20 protein-coding genes and 4 tRNA genes are annotated in these 23,537 nt (G+C 47.8%); 9 read left to right on the top strand and 15 right to left on the bottom strand.

The annotated features are described in order from the left end of the window. Position 1: 1 nt before the first annotated feature. Complete coding sequence (locus I4W93_RS08895; RefSeq protein WP_205311273.1) at positions 2–1,003, bottom strand: ExeA family protein; 1,002 nt, start codon at positions 1,001–1,003, stop codon at positions 2–4. Between the two features lie 344 nt (positions 1,004–1,347). On the opposite strand from I4W93_RS08895, the gene I4W93_RS08890 reads away from it, so the two are divergent. From I4W93_RS08890 to I4W93_RS08875, 4 genes are all read left to right on the top strand, one after another. Further along, positions 1,348–1,423, top strand: a tRNA-Ala gene (locus I4W93_RS08890). Between the two features lie 14 nt (positions 1,424–1,437). Next, positions 1,438–1,513: transfer RNA gene (locus tag I4W93_RS08885), tRNA-Glu, on the top strand. A 36-nt stretch (positions 1,514–1,549) separates the two neighbouring features. Next, a tRNA-Glu gene (locus tag I4W93_RS08880) sits at positions 1,550–1,625 on the top strand. A gap of 29 nt (positions 1,626–1,654) precedes the next feature. Then, positions 1,655–1,730: transfer RNA gene (locus I4W93_RS08875), tRNA-Glu, on the top strand. Between the two features lie 66 nt (positions 1,731–1,796). On the opposite strand, the gene I4W93_RS08870 is transcribed toward I4W93_RS08875, so the two are convergent. Then, positions 1,797–2,387, bottom strand: a complete 591-nt coding sequence (locus I4W93_RS08870; protein WP_205313656.1) for an arylesterase — start codon at positions 2,385–2,387, stop codon at positions 1,797–1,799. Position 2,388: 1 nt separating this feature from the next. Between I4W93_RS08870 and I4W93_RS08865 the strand changes: the two genes are divergently transcribed. Beyond that, positions 2,389–3,093, top strand: a complete 705-nt coding sequence (locus I4W93_RS08865; protein ID WP_205313657.1) for an ABC transporter ATP-binding protein — start codon at positions 2,389–2,391, stop codon at positions 3,091–3,093. Next, a complete protein-coding gene (locus tag I4W93_RS08860) occupies positions 3,083–5,569 on the top strand; it encodes an ABC transporter permease (RefSeq protein WP_205313658.1) in 2,487 nt (828 codons plus the stop codon). Before I4W93_RS08865 ends, I4W93_RS08860 begins: the two co-directional genes overlap by 11 nt. Positions 5,570–5,606: 37 nt before the next feature. Here the strand turns inward: I4W93_RS08860 and I4W93_RS08855 are convergent, their stop codons facing one another. The 5 genes from I4W93_RS08855 to I4W93_RS08835 all read right to left on the bottom strand — a co-directional run bounded on the left by I4W93_RS08855 (position 5,607) and on the right by I4W93_RS08835 (position 9,278). After that, positions 5,607–6,497: a TIGR01777 family oxidoreductase gene (locus I4W93_RS08855; protein WP_205313659.1), complete on the bottom strand. Its 891-nt coding sequence runs from the start codon at positions 6,495–6,497 to the stop codon at positions 5,607–5,609. 72 nt (positions 6,498–6,569) lie between these two features. Further along, positions 6,570–6,935, bottom strand: coding sequence for a dihydroneopterin triphosphate 2'-epimerase (folX, locus tag I4W93_RS08850; protein WP_205313660.1), 366 nt, complete (start codon positions 6,933–6,935; stop codon positions 6,570–6,572). 84 nt (positions 6,936–7,019) lie between these two features. Beyond that, positions 7,020–8,330, bottom strand: a complete 1,311-nt coding sequence (locus tag I4W93_RS08845; protein WP_205313661.1) for an ATP-binding protein — start codon at positions 8,328–8,330, stop codon at positions 7,020–7,022. A 1-nt stretch (position 8,331) separates the two neighbouring features. After that, a complete protein-coding gene (locus I4W93_RS08840) occupies positions 8,332–9,009 on the bottom strand; it encodes a response regulator transcription factor (protein ID WP_205313662.1) in 678 nt (225 codons plus the stop codon). Next, positions 9,009–9,278 (bottom strand): PepSY domain-containing protein, encoded by a 270-nt coding sequence (locus I4W93_RS08835; RefSeq protein ID WP_205313663.1) that lies wholly within the window; start codon positions 9,276–9,278, stop codon positions 9,009–9,011. The genes I4W93_RS08840 and I4W93_RS08835 overlap by 1 nt, the downstream gene beginning before the upstream one ends. Positions 9,279–9,640: 362 nt before the next feature. On the opposite strand from I4W93_RS08835, the gene I4W93_RS08830 reads away from it, so the two are divergent. Next, on the top strand, positions 9,641–9,955 hold the full coding sequence (locus I4W93_RS08830) for a ComEA family DNA-binding protein (protein WP_205313664.1): 315 nt from the start codon (positions 9,641–9,643) through the stop codon (positions 9,953–9,955). 18 nt (positions 9,956–9,973) lie between these two features. On the opposite strand, the gene I4W93_RS08825 is transcribed toward I4W93_RS08830, so the two are convergent. The 8 genes from I4W93_RS08825 to I4W93_RS08790 all read right to left on the bottom strand — a co-directional run bounded on the left by I4W93_RS08825 (position 9,974) and on the right by I4W93_RS08790 (position 19,847). After that, positions 9,974–11,194, bottom strand: coding sequence for an EAL and HDOD domain-containing protein (locus tag I4W93_RS08825; RefSeq protein ID WP_205313665.1), 1,221 nt, complete (start codon positions 11,192–11,194; stop codon positions 9,974–9,976). Between the two features lie 112 nt (positions 11,195–11,306). Then, entirely contained in the window at positions 11,307–12,842 is a 1,536-nt protein-coding gene (putP, locus tag I4W93_RS08820) for a sodium/proline symporter PutP (RefSeq protein WP_205313666.1), read from the bottom strand. Between the two features lie 159 nt (positions 12,843–13,001). Continuing rightward, a complete protein-coding gene (locus I4W93_RS08815) occupies positions 13,002–14,669 on the bottom strand; it encodes a BatD family protein (RefSeq protein WP_205313667.1) in 1,668 nt (555 codons plus the stop codon). After that, a complete protein-coding gene (locus tag I4W93_RS08810; RefSeq protein WP_205313668.1) occupies positions 14,663–16,486 on the bottom strand; it encodes a VWA domain-containing protein in 1,824 nt (607 codons plus the stop codon). Before I4W93_RS08810 ends, I4W93_RS08815 begins: the two co-directional genes overlap by 7 nt. Beyond that, a complete protein-coding gene (locus I4W93_RS08805) occupies positions 16,476–17,468 on the bottom strand; it encodes a vWA domain-containing protein (protein ID WP_205313669.1) in 993 nt (330 codons plus the stop codon). Before I4W93_RS08805 ends, I4W93_RS08810 begins: the two co-directional genes overlap by 11 nt. Continuing rightward, positions 17,461–17,955 carry a DUF4381 domain-containing protein gene (locus I4W93_RS08800; protein ID WP_205313670.1) on the bottom strand — a complete coding sequence of 165 codons (495 nt, stop codon included), beginning with the start codon at positions 17,953–17,955 and terminating at the stop codon, positions 17,461–17,463. The genes I4W93_RS08805 and I4W93_RS08800 overlap by 8 nt, the downstream gene beginning before the upstream one ends. Then, a complete protein-coding gene (locus tag I4W93_RS08795) occupies positions 17,948–18,892 on the bottom strand; it encodes a DUF58 domain-containing protein (protein ID WP_205313671.1) in 945 nt (314 codons plus the stop codon). Before I4W93_RS08795 ends, I4W93_RS08800 begins: the two co-directional genes overlap by 8 nt. 1 nt (position 18,893) lies before the next feature. Then, complete coding sequence (locus I4W93_RS08790) at positions 18,894–19,847, bottom strand: AAA family ATPase (protein ID WP_205313672.1); 954 nt, start codon at positions 19,845–19,847, stop codon at positions 18,894–18,896. A 199-nt stretch (positions 19,848–20,046) separates the two neighbouring features. Here I4W93_RS08790 and fadI point away from each other — a divergent pair, with 199 nt between their 5' ends. Then, positions 20,047–21,357 (top strand): acetyl-CoA C-acyltransferase FadI, encoded by a 1,311-nt coding sequence (gene fadI / locus I4W93_RS08785; protein WP_205313673.1) that lies wholly within the window; start codon positions 20,047–20,049, stop codon positions 21,355–21,357. Then, positions 21,357–23,489 carry a fatty acid oxidation complex subunit alpha FadJ gene (gene fadJ, locus I4W93_RS08780; RefSeq protein WP_205313674.1) on the top strand — a complete coding sequence of 711 codons (2,133 nt, stop codon included), beginning with the start codon at positions 21,357–21,359 and terminating at the stop codon, positions 23,487–23,489. Before fadI ends, fadJ begins: the two co-directional genes overlap by 1 nt. The last annotated feature ends 48 nt before the right edge of the window (positions 23,490–23,537 follow it).

Genomic DNA, 23,537 nt, shown 5'->3' with positions numbered 1-23,537 from the left:
GCTAATTGTCATCTTTATCGCGGCTCTGTAACAACTGCTGCTGCCGTTTTAATAGCGCGTCCAATTCTTTCGCCATCTTAATTTTTTGCTCCAAAGCACTGTCGAGCACCGCAGATAGCTCATTCAACGTTGCCTGAGACGGCGCTGTGTTTGAATGTTGTTTCGGCACTACGTCCGCTACTGGTGCCTGATTTGCAATTTCTTGCGATAACTCATCTCGTACCGTACGCACATGCTCTGCGGTTATAACAGGGCATTCCTCTAGATAGCCGAACAACAGTACCCGGTCCATGAAGGTATTGATTTTGCGCGGAATACCGCGGCTGTACTGCTGTATAATGCTGTAGCAGTCGTCTTGTAATAGCTCTGCCTGGCCGCCAGCTTGCTGCAAGCGGTATTGTACATAAGCCTTAGTGTCGTCAATTTGAAAGGCGCTTAGGTTGGATGATGCTATAATGCGCTGTCGAAACTGCTCCATGTTTTCTGCCTGTATTATGGCGTTGAGCTCGTTTTGTCCCAATAGGAAACTTTGTAGCAGTGGTTTGCCGTTAAGTTGAAAGTTTGACAACATACGCAGTTCTTCAATCGAATCTAATGGCAGGTTTTGTGCTTCATCTACTAGCAATAGCGCTCTGCGATGCTGGGCGTGTAGCCGCTTAAGATAACTATAAATAGCATCGAGATAACTGGCTTTGGTATATTCTGTTACCACCAGATTAAAACAAGAAGCGATCATTCGAATCAGGTCATCGGGTTCAAGTTTGGACGTGACTATTTGCTTGGCAATAATCTCATCTTGATTAAGTTGACTTAGTAACTGATTGGCAATGGTAGTTTTACCGGTGCCAACATCGCCGGTAATAACAATAAAACCTTCGCCCTGGCTAAGCCCATATTGCAGATACGCTAATGCACGCTTGTGCAACTTACTGGCATAAAACAAGTTCAAGCTAGGCGTTAGCTGAAAAGGCCTTTCCTTTAAGCCGTAGTACTTCTCGTACATGGTATAAATCCTTTTATTTTATGCTAGAGCGAACTACCCAACAGCGGGTATATCAATAATGGGCTAGTTTATACAAAAAATGACTGCAACACGATGTTAGCGTTAAAAAGTGAGCGGTTTTTTTCCACCCCCAAGACGCACTTGGTTGTAAAGGATAAGGTTGTGCTAGCTAAGCTGTTATAAAAGCACTAATTTAACGATTATTGCCTGCAAAATAACCATGCCGTTTAAAAAATGTCCGAACGAGAAAGGCCGTAGAAAAAACTGTTGACACATTTTCAGTGGCACCCTAGAATGCGCCCCGTGTTCAGCGCTAATGAATGTTAGTTAAGAGCATACTGTGTGGGGCTATAGCTCAGCTGGGAGAGCGCTTGCATGGCATGCAAGAGGTCAGCGGTTCGATCCCGCTTAGCTCCACCAAGATTTTACCGTGCGTCCCCTTCGTCTAGAGGCCTAGGACACCGCCCTTTCACGGCGGTAACAGGGGTTCGAATCCCCTAGGGGACGCCAATAAATCTGAATGTTTGATTGAATGAATGTCTTTGCGTCCCCTTCGTCTAGAGGCCTAGGACACCGCCCTTTCACGGCGGTAACAGGGGTTCGAATCCCCTAGGGGACGCCACTTCATCATTCAATGTCTACTGTTACTGTGTCCCCTTCGTCTAGAGGCCTAGGACACCGCCCTTTCACGGCGGTAACAGGGGTTCGAATCCCCTAGGGGACGCCACTTCGCGTCACACACAATATAATCCCAAATCATATATATATCGCACTTCGCTAGCGACGTATGCTGTTACCCGGCATCTAACGCGTCTAACAGCCCGCCGACAAAATCGCTGATCATCGGCTGCGCTTTACTATTCGGATGAATGCCATCTGGCAGCATCAACTCTGCGTTAACTGCGATACTATCCATGAAAAACGGCCATAACGGCACCTGATACTGCTCTGCAAGCTGCGGGTATATTTCTGTAAATTGCTTACTGTAACGTGGTCCATAATTCGGTGGAATGCGTATTTGCATTAACACAGGCACAGCATTATGCTGTTGAATCAGTTTGATAATATCAGCCAGGTTTGATTTTACCATTTCGGTATTAAAGCCGCGCAAACCGTCGTTGCCGCCCAGCTCAATTAATATGGCGTCCGGTTGATGTTGTTGTATTAGTGCTGGTAAGCGGGCTAATCCACCTGCAGTGGTTTCACCACTAATACTGGCGTTGATTAACTGCCACTCTGTCTGTTGTTGCTGTAGCAGGTAGGGCCAGCCTTGGTGCTGTTGCATGCCATAGGCGGCACTGAGACTATCGCCAAGAATGAGTAGTTTTTGGCCATAGCAGGCCTGACTGAAAAATCCGATTAACAGAAATAAGAAAATACGCATAATGAAAACACCTGAAGTTCATATAAAAGCGACCAACCTGGCTAAGAGCGTTAAAGTCAGTGATGGTTCCCTGACTATCTTGCATGACATTAGCCTGACTATCAATCGCGCTGAGACAGTGGCTATTGTAGGCGCGTCTGGTTCAGGAAAATCAACTTTACTAAGTTTGTTGGCGGGCCTTGATACACCAAGTGCAGGCGAAGTATACCTGGCAGGGCATCCGCTGCATGCCTTGTCGGAAGATCAACGCGCAGCCATTCGTGCGGCTGATGTGGGCTTTGTGTTTCAATCATTTTTGTTGTTACCAAGTTTAACCGCGCTGGAAAATGTCACTTTGCCTGCTGAACTGGCGGGCGATAAACAAGCCCGGCAGCGTGGCCTGACACTACTGCAACAAGTAGGCCTGGCCGACAGGGCTGATTTTTATCCGGCGCAATTGTCTGGCGGGGAACAACAACGTGTTGCTATAGCGCGTGCATTCATTACCAACCCCGCAGTTCTGTTTGCTGACGAACCGTCTGCCAATCTGGATGCTGCGACCGGACAAAAAATTGAAGATTTATTGTTTTGCCTGAATGCAGACAAGGGCACCACACTGGTTTTGGTTACACACAATGATGAGCTGGCTCAACGTTGCCAACGGCAGTGTCGTATGCAGGCTGGGCGTTTTGTTGGCGCTGAGGGAGTAATTGCTGATGTGGGCTAGCATTGCCTGGCGTCTGTTTTGGCGTGAACTTAAACGTGGCGAGTTATGGGTTATTGCTTTTGCTTTGTTTCTAGCCGTGGCGTCGGTAATCAGTTTAAGTGGCATTACGCAGGGCGTTAAAAGTGCCTTGATGCAACGCAGTGCTCAGTTTAATGCGGCAGATATAGTGCTGCGTTCTTCTCAGCCGTTTGATGACAGTGTACTTAGCTTGGCGCAGCAATATAATTTGACGACTGCCAGGCAAATGCAGTTTGATTCAATGTTGTTTGCTGCAGACAATATGCAGTTGTCCACTATTAAAGCGGTAAGTGACAGCTATCCGCTGCGCGGAGAATTGATACTAAGAAATTCATCGGATGTTACCAATGGCAATTTAGCAAGCCTGACACGCGGGCATGTTTTTATTGAGGCGCGCTTATTCGATTTGCTCGGTGTTGTGCCAGGGCAACAAATCGAGTTGGGTATGAGCCAGCTTATTGTTGCAGGGGTAATAGTGAATGAACCCGATGCGCCACTTAGTGTATTTGGCGGGGCGCCTCGCGTCATTATGCACCTGGATGATGTGCCAGCCACCCAGATAGTGCAGCCAGGTAGCCGTATTGGTTATCGCTATTTATTTGCTGGCGATAGCGCGCAGTTGAGCCGCTTTGAAACAGATATGACGGCTAGAATGACGCCGCACCAGCGTTGGCAAAAAATGGACGCTGAGTCTGCTATTGGCAGTGCGTTGGAGCGGGCAGAGCGCTTTTTGCTGCTGGCAGGCTTGTTAGGTATTGTGTTGGCCGCCTGTGCTGCTGCAGTGGCTGCTGGGCGCTATAGCCAAAGACATACTCAGTCTGTTGCAGTAATAAAAGCATTGGGGGCAACTACGGCGCAGATCCGGCTGCTTTATGGCAGCCATTTGTTTTTGGTAGTGCTGTTCAGTTTATTGATTGGCGCAGTAGCAGGGCAAGTAGCCATCGAGGCGGCAAATTGGGGAATAGCGCAGTTTTTACCAGACTACCGCGCGCAATTTAGCTGGCGGCCGCTGGGGCTTGGCATACTAACGTGCCTGATCTGTGCCTTATTGTTTGCAGCCAGACCGATGTGGCGCTTGTCTAAAACCGCTGCCATTGACGTTTTAAAGCAACCGGCGCTGTCATTAGGTTTGGATAAACTGCAGTTGATTGCCGGGGCCGCAGCAATATGGAGCCTGATGTGGTTGTTTAGCGGTGAGTTCACTCTCAGCTTAGGCTTGTTTGTGTTGTGTGCACTGTTTGCTGGTTTGCTGATGGCTGTAGCCGCGTTGCTGGTGCGGATGGCAAAGCCTGTAGCGGCAGGCCAAAGCAGTGCCAGACGTTTGGCTCTGGCGAATTTACGTCGTCGATTGTGGGCGAATAGCTTTCAATTGATCACCTTTAGCCTGGCTATTTTTCTGGCGTTGCTACTGTACTTTTTGCGCGCCGAATTAATTGGGCAGTGGCAAAGACAAATACCTGTCGGAGCACCGAATCAATTTTTGGTCAATATTACCGAGCAACAGCGACTCCAATTAGATCAATTTGCCCTGACCCATCAGTTGCAACTGGACAATTACTACCCGGTTGTACGGGGCAGACTAATGTCAATTAACGATGAGCAACTGTTGCAAGAGGCGAGCAAGGAAGATCGCAGCGATCAGCGGGTTGGGGTAGGCCGCGAGCTTAATTTAACGTGGTTGTCTGCGCTGCCGGATAATAATCAGGTTGTCAGTGGTAACTGGTTTGGCGCCGAGGCAACTGGCCAGGTGTCCGTAGAGGCTGAATTAGCTGAGAGGCTGGCACTAATGCTGGGTGATGAGTTGGCTTTCTCCATTGGAGGCCAACAGCTAAGTGCTACGATTAGCAGTATTCGTAAAGTAGATTGGAACAGTCTGCAGCCCAATTTTTACATGATATTGAGCCCAGACTTGCTAGCGAGTTTTCCGGCAACATACATCACGGCATTTTATCTTGATGCCGAGCGCGGTATTGTGCTGAACCAACTGGCACGCTTAATGCCAACGGTAACGGTGATAAGCGTTGATAACATTATTAAGCAGGTTAATGACATTATCGAACAGGTTACTGTCGCATTAAGCTTTATTCTACTGATTATTTGTCTTGCCGCTGTGCTGGTTTTGGTAGCTCAGGTGCAGGCTACATTGGAGCAGCGTGAACAGGAGTTGGCGATATTGCGAACCTTGGGGGCTCAGTATGCATTTTTGCGCAATGCTCTGGTATTGGAGTTTGCGTTATTGGGGCTGATGGCGGGCTCCTTCGCTACCATACTGGCCGAGTTGATGCTGCTTATCGTACAGCAACGCGTATTTAATCTGCCGTTTCAGTTACATTACAACTTATGGTTGTTAGGGCCATTGCTAGGTGTGTTGGTGGTAACTGTATTAGGCTGGTGGCAGTTGAAGCGCTTACTGCGCATCCCTGGCGCAGAGTTGATGCGAAAGGTATTACAAGGGTAGGCAATGCTTTTGTAATAGCGCTAACAGCACTGTGCGGCTAATCAAGCAGTGCAGTTAGCGCCTGCGGAAGTGCTGCATAGTTAAAATGAAAACCTGCCGCCAGCAGTTTCGCTGGCATAACCCGCTGTCCGGTGATCAACAAGTCGGCCATTTCCCCTAACAGTATTTTTAACAGCCATGCCGGCATAGGTAAGATAGCGGGACGATGCAGTACTTTAGCTAACTGTTGCGCAAAAGCGGCATTAGTTACCGGCTCAGGCGCCGTTGCATTTATGGCACCCTGCAAGTCTGATTGATGTAACAACATATCGATGATACGCACCATATCATCGATATGGATCCATGACATATATTGCTTACCATCACCAATAGGGCCGCCCAATCCTGCCTTGAAAGCGGGCAACATTTTTTTCAGCGCGCCGGCCTGTTTGGCCAGCACTATACCGGTGCGTAATAAGCATACGCGTGTTTGTGCGGATTGCGCAGCAAGAGCGTCCTGCTCCCAAATCTGACAAAGTTCTGAGGCAAACTCAGGATAATACTGGTCGAAATGCTCATCAATCACTTGTTGCTGCTGGCGGCCATAAACGCCTATGGCTGAACCGCTGATAAGTACTTTGGGCGGTGTAGCCGCAGCACTTATGGCACTAACTACTTGTTGTGTTAATAGCCAGCGGCTATCACAAAGCTGTCGTTTTTGTGGTGCACTCCAGCGTTTGCCTACTATTGGCTCACCAGCGAGGTTGATAACTGCATCAAGCTGGTTAAAATCAACCTGCTTTAACGATGCCACCAGTTGCACTTTTTGTGCAAGATGTGTGGCTTTGGCAACGCTGCGTGTTAGCACAATAAGTTGATGCTGCAGGTGCCAACGATCAATTAATGCGCTGCCGATTAAACCTGTGCCGCCGGTTATTAGGATATTCATGGGTTAATTCACTTTGACTGGCATCGAACGACAGATAGCACGCTTGTCGTTAAACAAGCGTAAAGTATAGCGCTATTTATTCACCGACAGCGTCAGTGATACCGAGTCAGCAAAACGTAATGCGTAAGGTTTATCAATTTCGACTTCGGCATAGTGCACCGAGGGATGCTCTGCGGCCAAAGCCAGTACATCTGCCGTTAACTTTTCCAGTAGTGAAAAGCGCTGTTGTTCAACAAGTGCAATTATTTTTTTAGTAATAGTGCGGTAGTTCAGTGCTTTATCCATGTCATCACTGTTAGCTGCATCATTGGCGCTGTAATGAATTTTGGCGTTAATCACCACGTCTTGCTTGTTGTTTATTTCGTCATCTTTTATGCCAATATAGGTACGAAGACGCAGGTTTTTTATTTTTATCACTGCAGGGTTGTTTAATTGCATCAGCAAGCTTCCAACTTAAGTTAATGAGTATGACGTTAGTTTACGTTATGGCAGCGCCAGGGGATCAGCCTGTATCTGAGAATACTATTGGACAAATTGCACGGCAAATCGTGCGCCACCGAGCTCGCTGTCATCTAAATGCAGTTCGCCGGAGTAGGACTCTACCAGCTCTGCAACAATGGCTAGTCCAACGCCGTGGCCTTCTTTATAGGTGTCGAGTCGGGTACCACGCTCAAATAGTTGCCGACGCTGTGCTGTGGGCACCCCCGGACCATCATCTTCGATACATAAGCCAAGCGGCCGCTCAGTGACATTCACTTGCACGTGTTGTTTGCAAGCTTTGCAGGCGTTGTCGAGCAGGTTACCCAGAATTTCCATTAAGTCGGTTTCGTCACCACGAAACATGGCGTTTTCGGCACAGTTTACGCTGATTATAATCGTTTTATCGCGATAAATTTTCTGCAGTGCGCTTGTTAGCTTGTCTAATAATGGTCTAATCGCAATTTGCTTTTTCCAGATATCCTGGCCTGAGCTGCTGGCTCGCTTCAACTGATGCTCGATCATGCCGGTAATGCGGTCTAGCTGCTCTTTTAACTCGGGTTGCTGGCTTAATGCTGACGTTTGTAATACCGCAACCGGTGTTTTTAATGCATGAGCTAAATCACTCAGATGATGACGGTAGCGTTGTTTCTGCCGGTTTTGGTTTTGTAATAACAAATTAAGATCTTCTTTTATAATGCTAAGCTCCGCCGGATAACGGCCTACCAATTGATCCTGGCTGCCATCTTCTACCCGACGAATTTCATTATCCAGGCGTGAAAGTGGTTTTGTTGTCCAGTAATACGCCAATAGCATTAACAACAACAGCATAAAGCTAATACCAACAAACCATCTTAGCAGGGTAGCTCGGAAACTCTGTTGCGGCGCAATAAGCCGCTGATCGGTCTGCACCACATGCACACTTAGTGGTCGGGTGTAGTCTTCGGCATCGAACAGCAAAGAAATAGACAGCACCCAGTACTGGGTGCCGTGTTGTTCTACGGCCCGAAATAAATGCTCGCCAGGTGGCAAAATATCGTTTGGTGGAACAAAGTTTTGGTTTAATGAAGAGTCTGATTGCCAAACCAGCTGTTGTTCATGCGTTACATAGGCGCTTAGGCCGGAGTCTGGACGGTAAAAATCTGGTGCCAATGTATTGGATGAGAGTTCAACTTTGTCTTCTGTAACACGGAGTTCGGATAGCATGGCGTACATATGTACTTCAAGCTTCTGCTCGGTACTGGTTAATAGCTGCGTGTAAAATGCACGCTCTATGGCAAAAAATGAACTCGGCAACAGCAACAACATTAAGAACACGCTAATAAGCAGTTGCCGCAGTTTTAATGACAGTGCCATATCAGGCAACAATCATGGTGAAGCGGTAACCACGGCCTCGCAATGTTTCAATCGGTTTAATATCACCGGCAGGGTCAAGCTTTTTCCGCAGCCGTAATACAAACACTTCAATCACGTTGCTGTCCAAATCAAAATCCTGATCATAGATATGCTCAGTCAACTCTGTTTTTGAGATGACTTTGTTTGGGTTGAGCATAAAATATTCCAGCACTTTGTACTCATATGCGGTTAGGCTAATTTCATCTTCACGTACCCAAACTTGCTGGGTACGGCTATTCAGTGCAATAGGGCCGGCAGATAATGTAGGTTCTGGCTGGCCAGCAGCCCTGCGGATTAGCGCATTGCAACGCGCCAGCAACTCTTCAGTATGAAACGGCTTTGTCAGATAGTCGTCGGCGCCGGCATCAAGCCCTTCGACTTTTTCTTGCCAGCTACCTCGCGCGGTGAGCACAATTATTGGTGTTTTTAGTGCTTTTTGCCGCGCTTTACGGATTAAAGATAAACCATCCATTTTCGGCAGACCAATATCAATAATCGCGAGATCATACGGATATTCTGACAACTTAAACCAGCCGTCATCGCCATCTGTTGCCACATCAACACTGAACTGCTGCTGTTGTAATTGTTCTTTAATTTGTTGTGCCAGCAAGTTTTCATCTTCAACAACGAGTAAGCGCATTAATTTCCTTCCCTTTGTACGCGGCCGGTGCGACCGTCAACTAACACTGTAATAACGCGACCATCGGATTGTAGTAACCTGATACGGTAAAACTGTTGTTCTGTCTGAACCTTAACGATTTTACCCGGGTAGCGCTGTTGGGCTAACTGTGCAGCCTGCTCTTTGGTTACCGCAGGTCTTTTCGGTGATGTCATCGCCAGTGCAGCGCTGCTTAATGTTGATGTTAACAACATTACAGTAAGTAACACGAGTACCTTGTGTCGTAGCATGGTTCTCTCCAAAAAATATCAGCAGTACTGTACCGAACTATTAATACAGCGGCAATAAACAAAATTGGTCTATAACCTTAATAGAAAAATCAGATACTTGGCATACATTATTATAGGTATGTTCAGTAGCTTAGTGGCTGTTGTCTTAATTAGCGCTGAATGTTAACGCTAATTAAATTGAGTGAAAAAGTTAATTTAAATTTGCATATGTGAATTAATTGGCTAACTTGATAAGTATTGGCGATATGATATCTCCGATGCTGATTGAGTAGCTTAACTAACGGTGTAATTGCCAATCGCCGATAAGTAGGCTGGAGTATGAGGAGTCTTCAGGGAGCGGAGAATTTTAAAAGGATGATATTATGAAACAATTCGTTATAGCAGCCGGGATCACGTTATTAACATTAACGGCTAACCAATGTTTAGCACAAGCTAAACCGAAAAATGAAATTACTACTGCAAGTGCAGCAGCGCATAGCGTGCAAAAAATAAACATTAACAGTGCCACGCTAGAGCAACTTGATGCAATCCCTGGTTTGGGCCAGAAAAAAGCCCAGGCAGTTTTGGACTATATTGCACAAAACGGCCCAATATCAGATCAGTCTCAGTTAACGCAGGTAAAAGGAATCGGCGATAAACTTGCCGCTAAAATTGGGCCTTATCTTAGCTTCAACTAATTAGACATACCCTTGGCGTTAATCGCCAAGGGCATTCATTTGCTCGTTAGCCCATTGTACAGCCGTATGATAGGCGTCTGGTACTTTATCGCTGGGAAGCTTTAGCTGCTCTATGCTGGTGCTCGCTTCTTGCCATTGGCCTTTTTCGTAATGTTCGATCAATTGCACGTAGTCAGCCAGTACACCTGTACGCTCTACCAACGCATCTTTAATTTCTTTTGCCAGTGGTAATTTGTTCATTACGCTTTCTATCGGCTCATCCAAGATAGCATCCATCAGTGACATCATGCCGGTTAGGAATGCCTTAGCGATATCAACTTTGCCGTGCAGCTGGGCAATCCCTTCAGCAAAACGCGCCCGGGTCATCGACATACGCATTAGCTCGGCTGGTTTGTCACTACTAATTTGTGCGGTGAATAACAATGATAGAAATTTTTTCAGTTCAACTTGGCCTAATACCACCAGGGCCTGTTTGATCGTCTCGATCTCCGCACGTCGTTTAAATACAGCCGAGTTGCTGTAACGCAATAATTTGTAGGATAAATGCACATCTCTTTGAAAAACTTCGGTTATTTTACCTAAGTCAAGATCAGACTTTGATGTTTCATACAGCAGCTCAGCCAACGTCATTTGCGCCGGTGACAAGGCCTTACTTTGCATCATTTCCGGTTTAGAGAAAAAGTAACCCTGGAAATAACTAAAGCCTAAATCCAGTGCCAACTGAAACTCTTCATTGGTTTCAACTTTTTCTGCCAATAATTGGATATGGGGAAACGCGGCAATAGCGGTTTTTATCTCGTTAATGGTATCGGTAGAGGTGGACCGAAAATCAACTTTGATAATATCGATTACCGGATAAAAATGACGCCATACCGGCTGATGAATATAGTCATCAAGAGCTAATATATAGCCTTTTTCTTTTAAATGCTGACATTCAGCCAGTAAGCGTTTGCCAGGTTGTACTGTTTCTAGTATTTCCACCACCACCTGTTCTTTGGGCAGCATGCTGGGATACTTTTTTATCAGTGTATCCAGGGTGAAGTTAATAAAACCGGGTTTGTCGCCGAGAAAATCTTCCAGGCCGAAACTGAATTGGCTGCCTTCAACCATCCGTGATGTTGCTTCGTCACCATCAATATCTGGAAAAGCATTTTCAAGGCCATCCCTGAACAACAGTTCATAAGCATACAAATTTTTGTCACGGTCTAATATAGGTTGGCGAGCTGCATAGAAATACATATCAGGTCGGTCTCAAAATGAAATCTCAAAACAATAATTTAGCAAATAACTACGGCCGGGGGATACAAGTTTCTGCTCTTCCCCCGGCTAAACTGCAAAAAGTATAAAGTGGTCAGCTTTGTTGCAGTTTATTTAGCATTTGCCGGAACAGCTGTTTAACAGGTTCTGCTGGTGCTGTTGATAGATTACTAACAATAATAATACTCAGCGTGCTAACAATTACGCCTGGTACTATTTCGTATACCAGGCTGCTAAGCGCTGCGCCATCGGCTAAAACCGGTGCGTATATCCAGAACAATACTGTGGCAGCACCCGTTATAATACCGCTGAGCGCGCCGGCAAAGGTCATGCGTTGCCAATACAGGCTCAATACCACCAGTGGACCAAATGCTGCGCCAAATCCAGCCCAAGCATTACTTACCAGCGAAAGAATGGAACTGTTGCGGTCATATGCCAGCCCAATCGCCACTAAAGCGACTAATAGCACCGATAACCGACCAATAAATACCAGTTCACGCTGGCTGGCATCACGCTTAACAAAGGCTTTGTAAAAGTCTTCAGTCAATGAGCTGGATGTCACCAGCAATTGTGACGAAATGGTACTCATGATAGCGGCCAAAATTGCTGCCAATAAGAAGCCTGAAATTAATGGATGAAACAGAAATTGTGAAAAGACAATAAAGATGGTTTCCGGATCAGTTAAGGTCATTTTGGTATTGGCAACATAGGCTATACCCACCAGGCCTGTCATAACGGCGCCAATAATGGTAATTAGCATCCAGCTCATGCCGATACGCCGCGCAGCTTTTATATCTTTTACCGAGCGAATAGCCATAAAGCGCACTATGATATGTGGCTGGCCGAAATAGCCAAAACCCCAGGACAATAGCGAAATTATTCCTAGCACTGTAAGTGTCTGGCCGCTACTGGCATCGACAAAGGGGGCAAAAAAATCACTGTTTACTGCGCTCACCTGCGAGTAAACAGAGCTAAATCCTCCCAGATGATCAATAGCCACCAACGGTACCAATATCAAGGCAATAAACATAATACAGCCCTGAACGAAGTCAGTAATGCTGACAGCAGTAAAACCACCAAATAGTGTATAGGCGACGACAACGCCGGCGGTAACATATAACCCCAGCTCGTAGCTTAAGCCGAAAGAACTTTCAAATAACTTACCGCCACCCACCACGCCAGAAGAGGTATAAAGGGTAAAGAAAATAACGATTACCACCGAAGATACCACCCGTAACAAGCGGGTTTTGTCAGCGAAGCGATTTTCAAAGTAATCGGGTAGGGTAATGGAATCATTTGCCACTTCGGTGTACACCCGCAGCCTGGGCGCAACAATTAAGTAGTTAAGCAGAGCACCGACAAGCAAGCCTACCGCTATCCAGGCACTGCTTAAGCCTGAGATATACATCGCTCCTGGCACGCCCAATAGCATCCAGCCGCTCATGTCTGATGCACCGGCGGATAGCGCGGTAACCCAGGGACCCAGTTTGCGGCCGCCCAGCATATAACCGGAAACGTCACTGGTAGAAGTTTTATAGCCATATAAGCCTATGGCCAACATGACAATAAAATACAAAGCTAATGAAATAATTGCGCCTGTTTCCAAAACAGTTTCTCCTTTTACAAGCATCTGAGCTTTGCTTAACACGAGTCTAAGCAAAAATCAGCATAAAAAATAACCTGATACAGGATCAGGTTGACGTTGTTATGCTAACAACTTGTGCCCAGGCTTACCAGCCGTTAGTGTCTGCAGGTGGCAGTAAAGGGTTAAATCGGCACCAATAAAAACTTACTGCGGGTATAGCGGTGTCAGCGCCGCACTAGTTGGCTTATCCGTTTTAGCCAGATGATATTGCTGCCAACTTTGCCATAAGGCTTGGCCTTGCCAGTCTGCATGATTGTTGCTGTACAAGGTGGCGTTCAGATCATGCAACTGCGCTATTAAGCTTGCGTCATTAATTAATGTACAAAACTGTGATATTGACTGGCAACGCTGATCCAATTGTTGATGAGCAAAGCGCAGCAGTTCAGCTTTGGCTGCCGTGGCGTTGTTTTGCTTACAAGCTTGCTTGAGTTTGCTATGGTCGAATTTCACTCTGCTAGCCACCGTATTCAGCGTTTTAGCGGGTACTTTACGCTGCCACAGCAGATAAAAAACACCTAGCGTAGTCAACCAAAGCGCAGTAATTAGACTGGTAAGGTAATTCCATTGCCAGGCAGTTACTGCTTGCTGTGTAAATAAGGTTTGTGCCGCGTTAGTTGATGCAGCGGTTTGCTCAGACCGCGTAGCCGAGTCTGCGCTTTGTGGTGAATTGCCCGCTGCAGCGCTAACTGTAAGGGTGCGGGCCGGTAGCCGGGCATAATCGAGCTGATTGGTCTGGCTGTTCCACCAGGGAATAACCACCTCTGGCAGCTCAAGTTCGCCGGCTTTGTTCGCAATAACGGCGGTAGTAAACACTTTTTGCGCTACCAGCCTGCCACTACGCTGGGCACTTTTGCTCTGAGGCTGCTCTTGGTAAAGCCTTAAACCATCAGGAAAGCCTTGTTGTAGCTCAGGTAACTGGTTGTCCGCCACATCTACCGCTGACAGCGTAATAGTGCGGGTTACCGGCTCTCCTTGTTTTAACTGGGTAATATCAGGGCTCCATTCTTCATTTAATGTCACCAGGCCGGCAATAAGCCAGGTGCCTGGGAATTGTTCCGGAATGGGCTGCACACTAATATCAATAGGTTGGGCCTGCTGTACCACCGTTTTGGTACGAGCAAAATAATTGTACCGCGCACTGTCGCGATCGATCATTTCACCGCTAAACGTCGGTGGGGCGATAGTAAAGTTGCCACTGCGCTGTGGAATAATCGCATAGCGGCGGCTAATAGTGCGATAACGGATACCATTTACCAATTCACTGCCATCGCTGTCCTGGCCCACCTGCACCAGGCTGGCACCTTCTAATGCCGGCTCAGACAACGAGCCGCGTTGTAAATCACCGTTAAAGTAAATAGTAACCTGATAATAACTGAGCTGTTGTACGTACAAGCTTGTTTGCTCGATGCTTGCTTGTAAAAACAATTCAGGGTTGTTGTCGTTTTGCGTTGCTGGTGCTGCCAGCACTTGCAAGTTGATGGGCGCTGTACTTAAGCCATCTACGGTAAAAGCGGGAATGGTGAATTGGCCGGTTTGCTTGGCTAATAGTACAACTTTCCAGCTGGTGCTCTGACTAACCTGGCCATTAAAATCTTGTTTGCTGAAATTGATCGAGGGAACCATAACGGTAAAATCGTGCTCCAGCACGCTAAAATTGATGGCGTCAGCGGCTAATCGGCCATCCGCCCTAACTTCAAGTGTTACCGCTTCGCCTTGTAGCACCGGATTCTTATCCACGCTGGCACTGAGTTGGGTGATAGCCTCCAGTGGCAAGGCCAGCAGAAGTAAAACCAGCAAAACACTTCTTACCATTGTTCATCAACTCCTTTGGGTAAACGCTGCTGTTGGCGTTTTAAATACTCTAAATACATTTTGTTGCGCAACAACAGGGCTGGGTCGTCCTGCACTTTTCGTAGCAAATTATCCAACTGCTGTTGTTCCTCTTCGGTTGCGTTTGGCCAGGCTTCTTGCACGGCCTGAATTTGCTGCTGTTGTTCAGCTTCGTTATCAGTTTCTTGTTGCGGCATAGGTTGCATTTCGGCTTGTTGTTCAGTCTCGGCCTCGGTATCTTGCTGTGCATCTTGTGATTCATTTTGCTGCGGTGCCTGGCCATCTTCATTGTCATCACTGTCGTTGTTTTCGTCGCTTTGCGATGGTTGCTCGGAGTCTTGTTGTTCACCATCCTCGCCTTTTTGCTGTTCGCCTTCTTTTGGCTGCTGGCCTTTTTGCTGTTGGTCTTGTTTTTGCTGTTCTTGTTGTTGCAGCAATTGTTGCATTAAGTTGGCATTATGCTGTGCGGCAGCATCAGCACTGTTAAGCTCAAGCGCCTGTTGATAAGCAGCTAAGGCCTCTTCATAGCGTTGTTGTTGTGCCAGACTATTGCCCAAATTATGCCATGCCGCAGCGTCTGTGCTTTGCGTTGTAGCCAGCCGGTAAGCTTGTTCTGCCGCTTGAAAATCGCCGTTACGATAAGCCGCATTGCCTTGCCACAAGGGGTCATTGAATTTGCGTTTTGCGTCAGCATAATTGCCATTGGCGTAATCTTGTTGTGCCTGTTGCTGCTGGGTTTGCCACAGATCGCGCCATTCAAATGCTTCGGCCGGGCGGGGCAGCAGCATCACCGCTGTTATGGCTAATAAACTGCTGTACTTTCGCTGCAATAGTATTAGGGGCAACAATAACCAGATCAAATAAATCGCATTGTCTTGCCATTGGTCGCCTTGTATTTGCGTTGTGCTGTCAGCCTGATCTAACGCCGATAAGGCCGGTATATTGAGTAGGGCTTGTAATGCCCGGCCACTGCTGTCGGCTTGCTGATACACGCCGCCGCTACGTTTGGCCAGGGTTGCTAACTGAGCTTGTGGTAATTTAGCCAAGACAACCGCACCCCGGGCGTCTTTAAGCAGCTCGTTGTTTTCCAGTTTTATGGGGGCGCCATCAGCCGTGCCAAAGCCTAAAACCGACAATCGATGTGGCCAGCTATTCAGCAAATCTTGTATGTCACGGTAGCTGTTGCTGTCAAAGCCATCGGTAAATACCACAACGTCGCCTCTTAGGTAACCAGCCTGGCGCAGCAGTTTATCGGCTTGCTGCAAAGCGGAAAGTAAATTTGAGCCTTGCACCGGCATAATTTCAGGTTTTAGATCGGGGATCAATAAGGCAATATTGTTGTGATCCGGCGTCAACGGTGAAATAACGAAGGCATCACCGGCAAAGCTCACTAGTGCCAGCTCACCTTCTTTTAATTGCGCAGCAAAATCTAACGCCGCAAAACGTTGTTGTGTCAGTCGATCTGGTGCCATATCGTTTGCGCGCATCGACATCGACATATCTAACACCAATACCGTGGCTTTTTTCAGAGCAAAGGCCGGCTGAGGCAGTTTTTGCCAGCTGGGCCCGGCCAGCGCAACGGTTGTTACCAGCCAACACAGTAACAGTAGGGGCAGCGCCAGAGGTTGCTTCTTAACCAGTAGCTGGCCACCAAGTAAAATGGGTTGTAAATGCGCTGCAATCAGGCTGTGCCACGGGCTTTGTTCCCGACGGTGAAAATATAATAACAGGGCTAATAACAACACTGGCAGGGCTGCCAGCAACCACCAGGGCCGTAAAAAATGCAGGTCAGCCAGCATGTTTTAGTACTCCACGCCAGTTAATGTTACGCGCCGCCAGCACAAAAGATAGCAATAGCGCTAAACCAATAGGCCAGTGCAGCAGGCTGCGCTGTGGGCGGTAGGTAAGATTGTCACGTTCTATCGGTTCCAATTGGTCGATCAGTTGATAAATCTGGTTGAGTTCATTCAGATCACGGGCGCGAAAATAACGGCCGCCGGTATCCTCTGCCAATTGGGTGAGTAAACGTTCGTCCAAGTCTTGTGAAGGATTAACCACGCGCCGGCCAAAAACGCTTTGTTGTATCATTTGATCGGCGCCAACACCGACGGTGTGAATTTTCACGCCGGCAGCTTTAGCCAGTTGTAGCGCTTCAAGCGGTTGGATATTACCTGCCGTGTTGGCACCGTCACTAAGTAGAATAAGCACTTTGTTGGAACTGGCGTAGGTATTTAGCCGTTTTACCGCCAAACCTATAGCTTCGCCAATGGCGGTGCGGGTGCCCACTAAACGCAGTACGCTGTCATCCAGCATTTTTTGCACGGTAACACGGTCAAAGGTAAGAGGTGTTTGTTGATAGGCGGCATCGGCAAATAAAATTAACCCGATACGATCGCCTTGGCGGCGTTGAATAAAATCGCTGACGACACTTTTTACCGCATCCAGGCGAATTATGTTTTGCCCCTTATACTGCATATCGGCGATTTCCATCGAGCCAGATAAATCTAATGCCAGCATCAGATCTCGGCCCTGTTGCGGTAGGGTAATAGGCTCGCCCAGCCAGCGCGGTTGCATAGCACCAAGAACCAGCAACAGCCAGATTGCCAGCGCTAATAGTGAATGTAAGCTAAAACGGTTATGTCCGGGTTGTTGCCGGTCATGACTTAGTTTGGCCAATGCCGGTAGTGTCAGCGCCGCGTCAGATTGAGCCTGGCGCTTTATTCTGAATAATAACGGCGCCAGAACAACCAGGGCTAGCCAGGGATAACCAAAATCAAGCATGGTGCAGCCCCTCGGGGTGTTGTTGCGACTGAGGTGCCGGCGCTTCGCCCCGATAAGCGGTTAACCAGGCTTTGGCAAATTGATACAACAACTCGTTGCCTGCTGTGTCTTGTTGTGCTTGATATAATAAGCGGCTTAAGTCAGGTAGTGGCAGTTGATGTTGCTGCGCCAACCAGTCTTGCCAGGCTGCACCGCTTAGGTTTAATGCGGTATGTGTTGGCTGATAATGTCGTAACACCCGTTTAAGTAGTTGGTTAATCTGTGATGCGGCATCTGGCTGCAGTGAGATAAGCTCCAACAGTTTTAATGCTTCGCGCTTTGCCGCCAGATGACGCCAGCGCCAATAATAGCTCAGTGCCAGATATAACAAGCCGGCTAACGATAATACCAGCACAAACCACCACACAGGGGCCAAAGCAAAATTTGATACCAATGCTGGTTCACTGATGTCGGCCAGTTGCTCCAGCGCTGATTGCGTCTCAGCCATACCACTTTCTCTCCAGTTGGCTTAATACCGGTTCGGCAGCACTTACTGGCAACCATTTACACCCTAACTGACTGATATGTAGTTGTAATTGTTGCTGAAACGCATGTTGCTGGTTGGCATAGCGTTGTTTAAGTGCCTGACTGCCTAGTTCAAGATAGCCGGTGTTGGCGCCATCACTTACGGCGGCCAGCCCCTTGCTGGTTTCAGGTAGCATCAGATCCAGCGGATCGGTGATGGCACAACAGGTAACCTCGTTGTGCTGTCGAATCGCGCGAATATGACGCAAACCATGTTGATTAAAATCGGTAAAGTCAGACAAGATGTAAACCATGCTGCCAGGCCGCACCAGGCGACGCAGCTGACTTAATGCTTCATTTATGTTTAAGCCGCGCGAGCTGTCGGTATTTTCGTGTACTGCGGTTAGGGCATGAAAATAGCGTAATACACCATGGCTTCTGCTCTGTGGCTTTAGTTCAACGTGTTGTTGCTGGCTAAAAACCAGGCCACCCAATTTATCGCCACGCTGCTTGACATGCCAGGCAATTAACGCCGCTAAGTGCGCTGCCTGAACGGATTTAAACAACAATGTTGAGCCAAAACGCATGCTGTTGCCCAAGTCTGTCAGGATAAACACCGGCCGTTCTTTTTCTTCACGGAACAATTTGGTATGCACTTTACCGGTGCGGGCTGTGACGCGCCAATCGATGGTACGCACGTCATCACCACTTTGGTAATGACGCACTTCATCAAACTCCATACCGCGGCCTTTGCTTTTTGCTAAGTAAGTACCGGCAAGCTTGCTTTGAATCGCCATTCCCGGCGTTAAATCAAGCACTTTGGTATAGCGTTGATACCATAATAATTCGCTCAAACCGGGCGCCGTGCCATTGGTGCCATTTTGATCCAGCCATTGCTGAGCAGACAACAGGACACTCATATCAGGCCGACGGTACCAGGCGCAATATTTCACTCAGTACATCGTCAGTACTGATACCCTCGGCCTCTGCAGCGTAAGTGAGGATCAGGCGATGGCGCAGTGCGTTGTGAAATACCGCCTGCACATCGTCCGGCGTAACAAAGTCACGACCCGCCAGCCAGGCTTTAGCCCGCGCGCAGCGTTCTACGGCAATAGTAGCGCGAGGGCTGGCACCATAACCAATCCAGCTGGCCAGTTTATCGCTATACGCTTTGGCATTACGCGTCGCCATGATCAGTTGCACAATATAGTGTTCCAGGCTTTCTGCCATGTGCAGTTGTAAAATGGCTTTGCGGGCGGCAAAAATATCAGCCTGGCTAATCGGTGTTACGCTGGCATGGGTACCGGCCAACGCTTCGCCGCGGGTGAGTTTTAAAATTTGCAGCTCGGTGGCAGCGTCAGGGTAATCAACTTTTAAATGTAATAAAAAGCGGTCTAACTGGGCTTCTGGCAGCGGGTAAGTACCTTCTTGCTCCAGTGGGTTTTGTGTTGCCATAACCAGAAACAGTTCCGGCAACGGATAGGTATTACGGCCCACTGTAACCTGTTTTTCGGCCATGGCTTCTAGTAGCGCAGACTGAACTTTAGCGGGGGCGCGGTTAATTTCGTCGGCCAAAATAATATGATGAAACAATGGGCCGCTTTGAAACTCAAATTGGCCCGTTTCGGGACGATAAATATCGGTACCGGTGAGGTCTGCCGGTAGTAAGTCCGGCGTAAACTGTATGCGATGAAATTGGCCTTCTACACCGTGGGCTAGCGCATTGACGGCGCGGGTTTTTGCCAAACCTGGCGGCCCCTCAACCAGTAAATGACCATTAGCCAGCAATGCCAGCAATATACCTTCAGTAAGTTCAGATTGGCCCAGTACCTGGCTGTCGAGGTAGGCTTTTAAGCCGGAAAACGCATTCACCATAATGTTATCTGTCTTAATTAGTTGGATTTATTGGTTGTTTTGTCGCCATTGGCCACTAAAACGGGCTAGGCTAAGACGTTATAACCTATATAAGGTTCCGTTTGCATTAAAACAAGTGTTTTAATTTTCAGCGACTGTCGTTACAATCGATGTTATCCGCACAGGTCAGACCTGTAAATTTAAGATAAAAAGGAACACTATGAGCGCGCCAATTAATCTTACTACCCGCAGTGGCGATCGTATTGCTATCGTCTCTGGTTTGCGCACCCCCTTTGCCAAACAAGCCACTGAGTTTCACGGTGTCTCAGCGCTGGATTTAGGCAAGCTGGTGGTGAACGAGTTACTGATCAGAAGCGAACTGGATGCCAAATTAATAGAGCAGGTTGTTTACGGTCAGGTTGTACAAATGCCGGAAGCGCCAAATATTGCCCGCGAAATTGTGCTGGGTACCGGCATGAATGTGCATACCGATGCCTATAGTGTTACCCGGGCCTGTGCTACCAGTTTTCAATCAGTGGTAAGCGTAGCTGAGTCAATGATGGCCGGTATTACGCAGATTGGTGTCGCCGGTGGTGCGGATTCCAGCTCAGTACTGCCAATTGGCGTGAGTAAAAAACTGGCTCGAGCGCTGGTTGATTTAAATAAAGCCCGTACTTTTGGCCAAAAGCTGGCCATTTTCCGCCGTTTGGGCATAAAAGATTTGTTGCCGGTACCGCCCGCGGTGGCCGAGTTTAGCACCGGCTTGTCTATGGGCGACACTGCCGAGCAGATGGCAAAAACACACGCTATCAGTCGCGCCGACCAAGACGCCCTGGCACACCGCTCTCACTCCCTGGCAACGCAAGCCTGGCAAAGTGGTGTGATGAAACACGAAGTTATGACGGCGCATGTCGAGCCGTATTCCCGCTTTTTAGACATGGACAATAATATTCGTCAGGACTCGAAACTGGAGTCTTATGCCAAGTTAAAACCGGTTTTCGATCGGGTGCATGGCAGTGTTACTGCTGCCAATGCTACACCGCTTACCGATGGCGCCTCAGCCGTATTGATGATGACTGAAAGCCGCGCCAAAGCACTGGGTTACCAGGTGCTCGGTTATATTCGTAGTTATGCCTTTGCCGCTATTGATGTCTACGACGACATGTTAATGGGGCCGTCTTATGCCACGCCGATTGCGCTGGACCGTGCGGGTATGTCGTTAAACGATTTAACGCTGATTGAAATGCATGAAGCCTTTGCGGCGCAAACGCTGGCGAACGTAAAGATGTTTGCCAGCAAGAAGTTTGCCGCCGAAAAGCTGGGTCGCAGCAGTGCTATTGGTGACATTGATATGAGCAAGTTTAATGTGCAAGGTGGTTCGTTAGCGTATGGACATCCATTTGCTGCTACCGGCACCCGCTTAATCGTGCAGACACTGAACGAATTAAAGCGCCGTGGTGGCGGTATAGGTTTAACCACGGCTTGTGCGGCGGGTGGTTTAGGCGCCGCAATGATAGTGGAGACAGAATAATGACAACAACTAACAGTTTTAGCCTGCAAATTCGCGATGATCTTATTGGCGTTATCACTATGGATATTGCCGGCGAGTCGATGAACGTATTAAAAGCTGCGTTTGCGGATGAAATAAGTAGCTTGTTAAGCGAAATAAAAGCTAACAGCCAGTTAAAGGGCCTTGTGTTTATCAGTGGCAAACCAGACTCCTTTATTGCCGGTGCGGATATTTCAATGCTCGACAATTGCAACAGCGCTGAAGAAGCTGAGGCTATCGGTCGCATGGGCCAGCAAATGTTTTCGCAATTGGAGCAGCTGAACATACCGCTGGTGGCAGCAATTCACGGCCCTTGCCTGGGCGGTGGCTTGGAGCTGGCGTTGGCCTGTCATGCCCGCGTGGCGACATCAGATACCAAAACCGTGTTGGGTTTACCGGAAGTGCAGCTAGGTTTATTACCCGGCAGTGGCGGTACGCAGCGTTTGCCGCGCTTGGTGGGCTTACAAAAAGCACTGGATATGATACTTACCGGCAAGCAGTTGCGCGCTACGCAGGCTAAAAAGGCCGGCTTGGTAGATGAGGTGGTGGCGCAGAGTATTTTGTTAGACGCGGCAGTAAAGCGTGCGCTTAAAGGCAAGCCACAGCGTGAGCAGCCAAGGCTTAACTTTATGGGTAAAGTTCTGGAGCGCACTTCTTTTGGCCGAAATATTGTATTTAACCAAGCACGTAAGCAGACGTTAAAGAAAACCCAGGGTAATTATCCTGCACCACTAAAAATTCTCGATGTGATTAAAACGGGCGTTGATAGTGGAATGCAGGCTGGCCTGGATGCCGAAGCTAAAGCGTTCGGTCAACTGTGTATGACTAAAGAATCTGCCGCACTGCGCAGTTTGTTTTTTGCCACTACGCAAATGAAAAAAGAAACCGGTGCCGGTGATACTAAACCAAATAAAGTACGCAAAGCGGCGGTTCTTGGCGGTGGTTTAATGGGCGGTGGTATTGCCAACGTTACTGCGACCAAAGCGGGTATTCCTGTTCGGATCAAAGACATCAACGAGCAGGGGATCAGTAATGCACTGAAATACAGCTACTCACTGCTGCAAAAAAAGTTTAAGCGCCGTTTTATTTCCAAAGCCGAGATGCAAAAGCAATTACTGTTAATGACTGGCAGTACTGACTATAGCGGCTTTCATGATGCCGATATTGTTGTAGAAGCCGTATTTGAAGACCTAAGCTTGAAGCAGCAGATGGTTGCAGATATCGAGCAGCATTGCGGTGAAAATACAATTTTTGCCAGTAACACCAGCTCGTTACCAATAGGGCAGATCGCGGCAAAAGCGGCAAGACCAGAAAATGTAATTGGTTTACATTATTTTTCACCCGTCGACAAAATGCCGTTAGTGGAGGTTATTTCACACGCCGGCACCTCTGCGCAAACTATCGCAACCACCGTAGCCTTTGCTCGCAAGCAAGGTAAAACGCCAATTGTGGTAAAAGATTGTGCCGGTTTTTATGTAAACCGTATTTTGGCGCTGTATATGAATGAAGCTGCCAGTATTTTGTTAGAGGGCGAGCCGGTAGAGAAAATTGATCAAGCCTTGGTTAAGTTTGGCTTCCCGGTAGGACCTGTAACACTGCTTGACGAGGTAGGAATCGATGTCGGCGCCAAGATATCACCCATATTAACCAGCGAACTGGGTGAGCGTTTTGCCGCACCGGCTGCTTTTGACAAGTTATTGGCTGACGGACGTAAGGGCAAAAAGGTAGAAAAAGGCTTTTACCTGTATGGTAACGCGGCGAAAAAAGGCAAAAAACAGGTTGATGACAGCGTGTATACCGTGTTGGGTGTAACCTGTGCTCCACGACTAAACAGTGATGAAATAAGCAGTCGTTGTGTGGTGCAAATGTTGAACGAAGCGGTAAGAGCGTTAGATGAGGGCATTATTGCGTCTGCCCGCGATGGTGATATTGGCGCCATTTTTGGCATTGGTTTCCCTCCATTTTTGGGAGGACCATTTCGTTATATCGACCAGCTAGGCGCAGCAACATTAGTCGCACAACTACGCAATCTGGAAAGTCGTTTTGGTAGCCGCTTTACGCCAGCACCGTTGTTGGTTTCGATGGCCGAGCAACAACAACGCTTTTATCCGTAAATTCTTTACGCCTGTGAAGCGGTAAAATTCAACTAAAGCTTAACAATA

Origin of the sequence: Rheinheimera maricola (assembly GCF_016918075.2) — a bacterium.
In the GTDB taxonomy this organism is placed as follows: Bacteria; Pseudomonadota; Gammaproteobacteria; order Enterobacterales; family Alteromonadaceae; genus Alishewanella; species Alishewanella maricola_A.
This window is presented reverse-complemented; position numbering and strand designations above follow the sequence as displayed.

Coding starts and splice junctions, on each gene's coding strand:
- I4W93_RS08805 (WP_205313669.1), bottom strand. CDS start 17,468: ATGCTTGATTTTGGTTATCCCTGGCTAGCCCTGGTTGTTCTGGCGCCG.
- I4W93_RS08840 (WP_205313662.1), bottom strand. CDS start 9,009: ATGCGCTTACTCGTTGTTGAAGATGAAAACTTGCTGGCACAACAAATT.
- putP (WP_205313666.1), bottom strand. CDS start 12,842: ATGCTTGTAAAAGGAGAAACTGTTTTGGAAACAGGCGCAATTATTTCA.
- I4W93_RS08815 (WP_205313667.1), bottom strand. CDS start 14,669: ATGGTAAGAAGTGTTTTGCTGGTTTTACTTCTGCTGGCCTTGCCACTG.
- I4W93_RS08860 (WP_205313658.1), top strand. CDS start 3,083: ATGTGGGCTAGCATTGCCTGGCGTCTGTTTTGGCGTGAACTTAAACGT.
- I4W93_RS08790 (WP_205313672.1), bottom strand. CDS start 19,847: ATGGTGAATGCGTTTTCCGGCTTAAAAGCCTACCTCGACAGCCAGGTA.
- I4W93_RS08870 (WP_205313656.1), bottom strand. CDS start 2,387: ATGCGTATTTTCTTATTTCTGTTAATCGGATTTTTCAGTCAGGCCTGC.
- I4W93_RS08800 (WP_205313670.1), bottom strand. CDS start 17,955: ATGGCTGAGACGCAATCAGCGCTGGAGCAACTGGCCGACATCAGTGAA.
- folX (WP_205313660.1), bottom strand. CDS start 6,935: ATGCAATTAAACAACCCTGCAGTGATAAAAATAAAAAACCTGCGTCTT.
- I4W93_RS08865 (WP_205313657.1), top strand. CDS start 2,389: ATGAAAACACCTGAAGTTCATATAAAAGCGACCAACCTGGCTAAGAGC.
- I4W93_RS08895 (WP_205311273.1), bottom strand. CDS start 1,003: ATGTACGAGAAGTACTACGGCTTAAAGGAAAGGCCTTTTCAGCTAACG.
- I4W93_RS08845 (WP_205313661.1), bottom strand. CDS start 8,330: ATGGCACTGTCATTAAAACTGCGGCAACTGCTTATTAGCGTGTTCTTA.
- I4W93_RS08825 (WP_205313665.1), bottom strand. CDS start 11,194: ATGTATTTCTATGCAGCTCGCCAACCTATATTAGACCGTGACAAAAAT.
- I4W93_RS08810 (WP_205313668.1), bottom strand. CDS start 16,486: ATGCTGGCTGACCTGCATTTTTTACGGCCCTGGTGGTTGCTGGCAGCC.
- I4W93_RS08835 (WP_205313663.1), bottom strand. CDS start 9,278: ATGCTACGACACAAGGTACTCGTGTTACTTACTGTAATGTTGTTAACA.
- fadJ (WP_205313674.1), top strand. CDS start 21,357: ATGACAACAACTAACAGTTTTAGCCTGCAAATTCGCGATGATCTTATT.
- I4W93_RS08795 (WP_205313671.1), bottom strand. CDS start 18,892: ATGAGTGTCCTGTTGTCTGCTCAGCAATGGCTGGATCAAAATGGCACC.
- I4W93_RS08830 (WP_205313664.1), top strand. CDS start 9,641: ATGAAACAATTCGTTATAGCAGCCGGGATCACGTTATTAACATTAACG.
- fadI (WP_205313673.1), top strand. CDS start 20,047: ATGAGCGCGCCAATTAATCTTACTACCCGCAGTGGCGATCGTATTGCT.
- I4W93_RS08855 (WP_205313659.1), bottom strand. CDS start 6,497: ATGAATATCCTAATAACCGGCGGCACAGGTTTAATCGGCAGCGCATTA.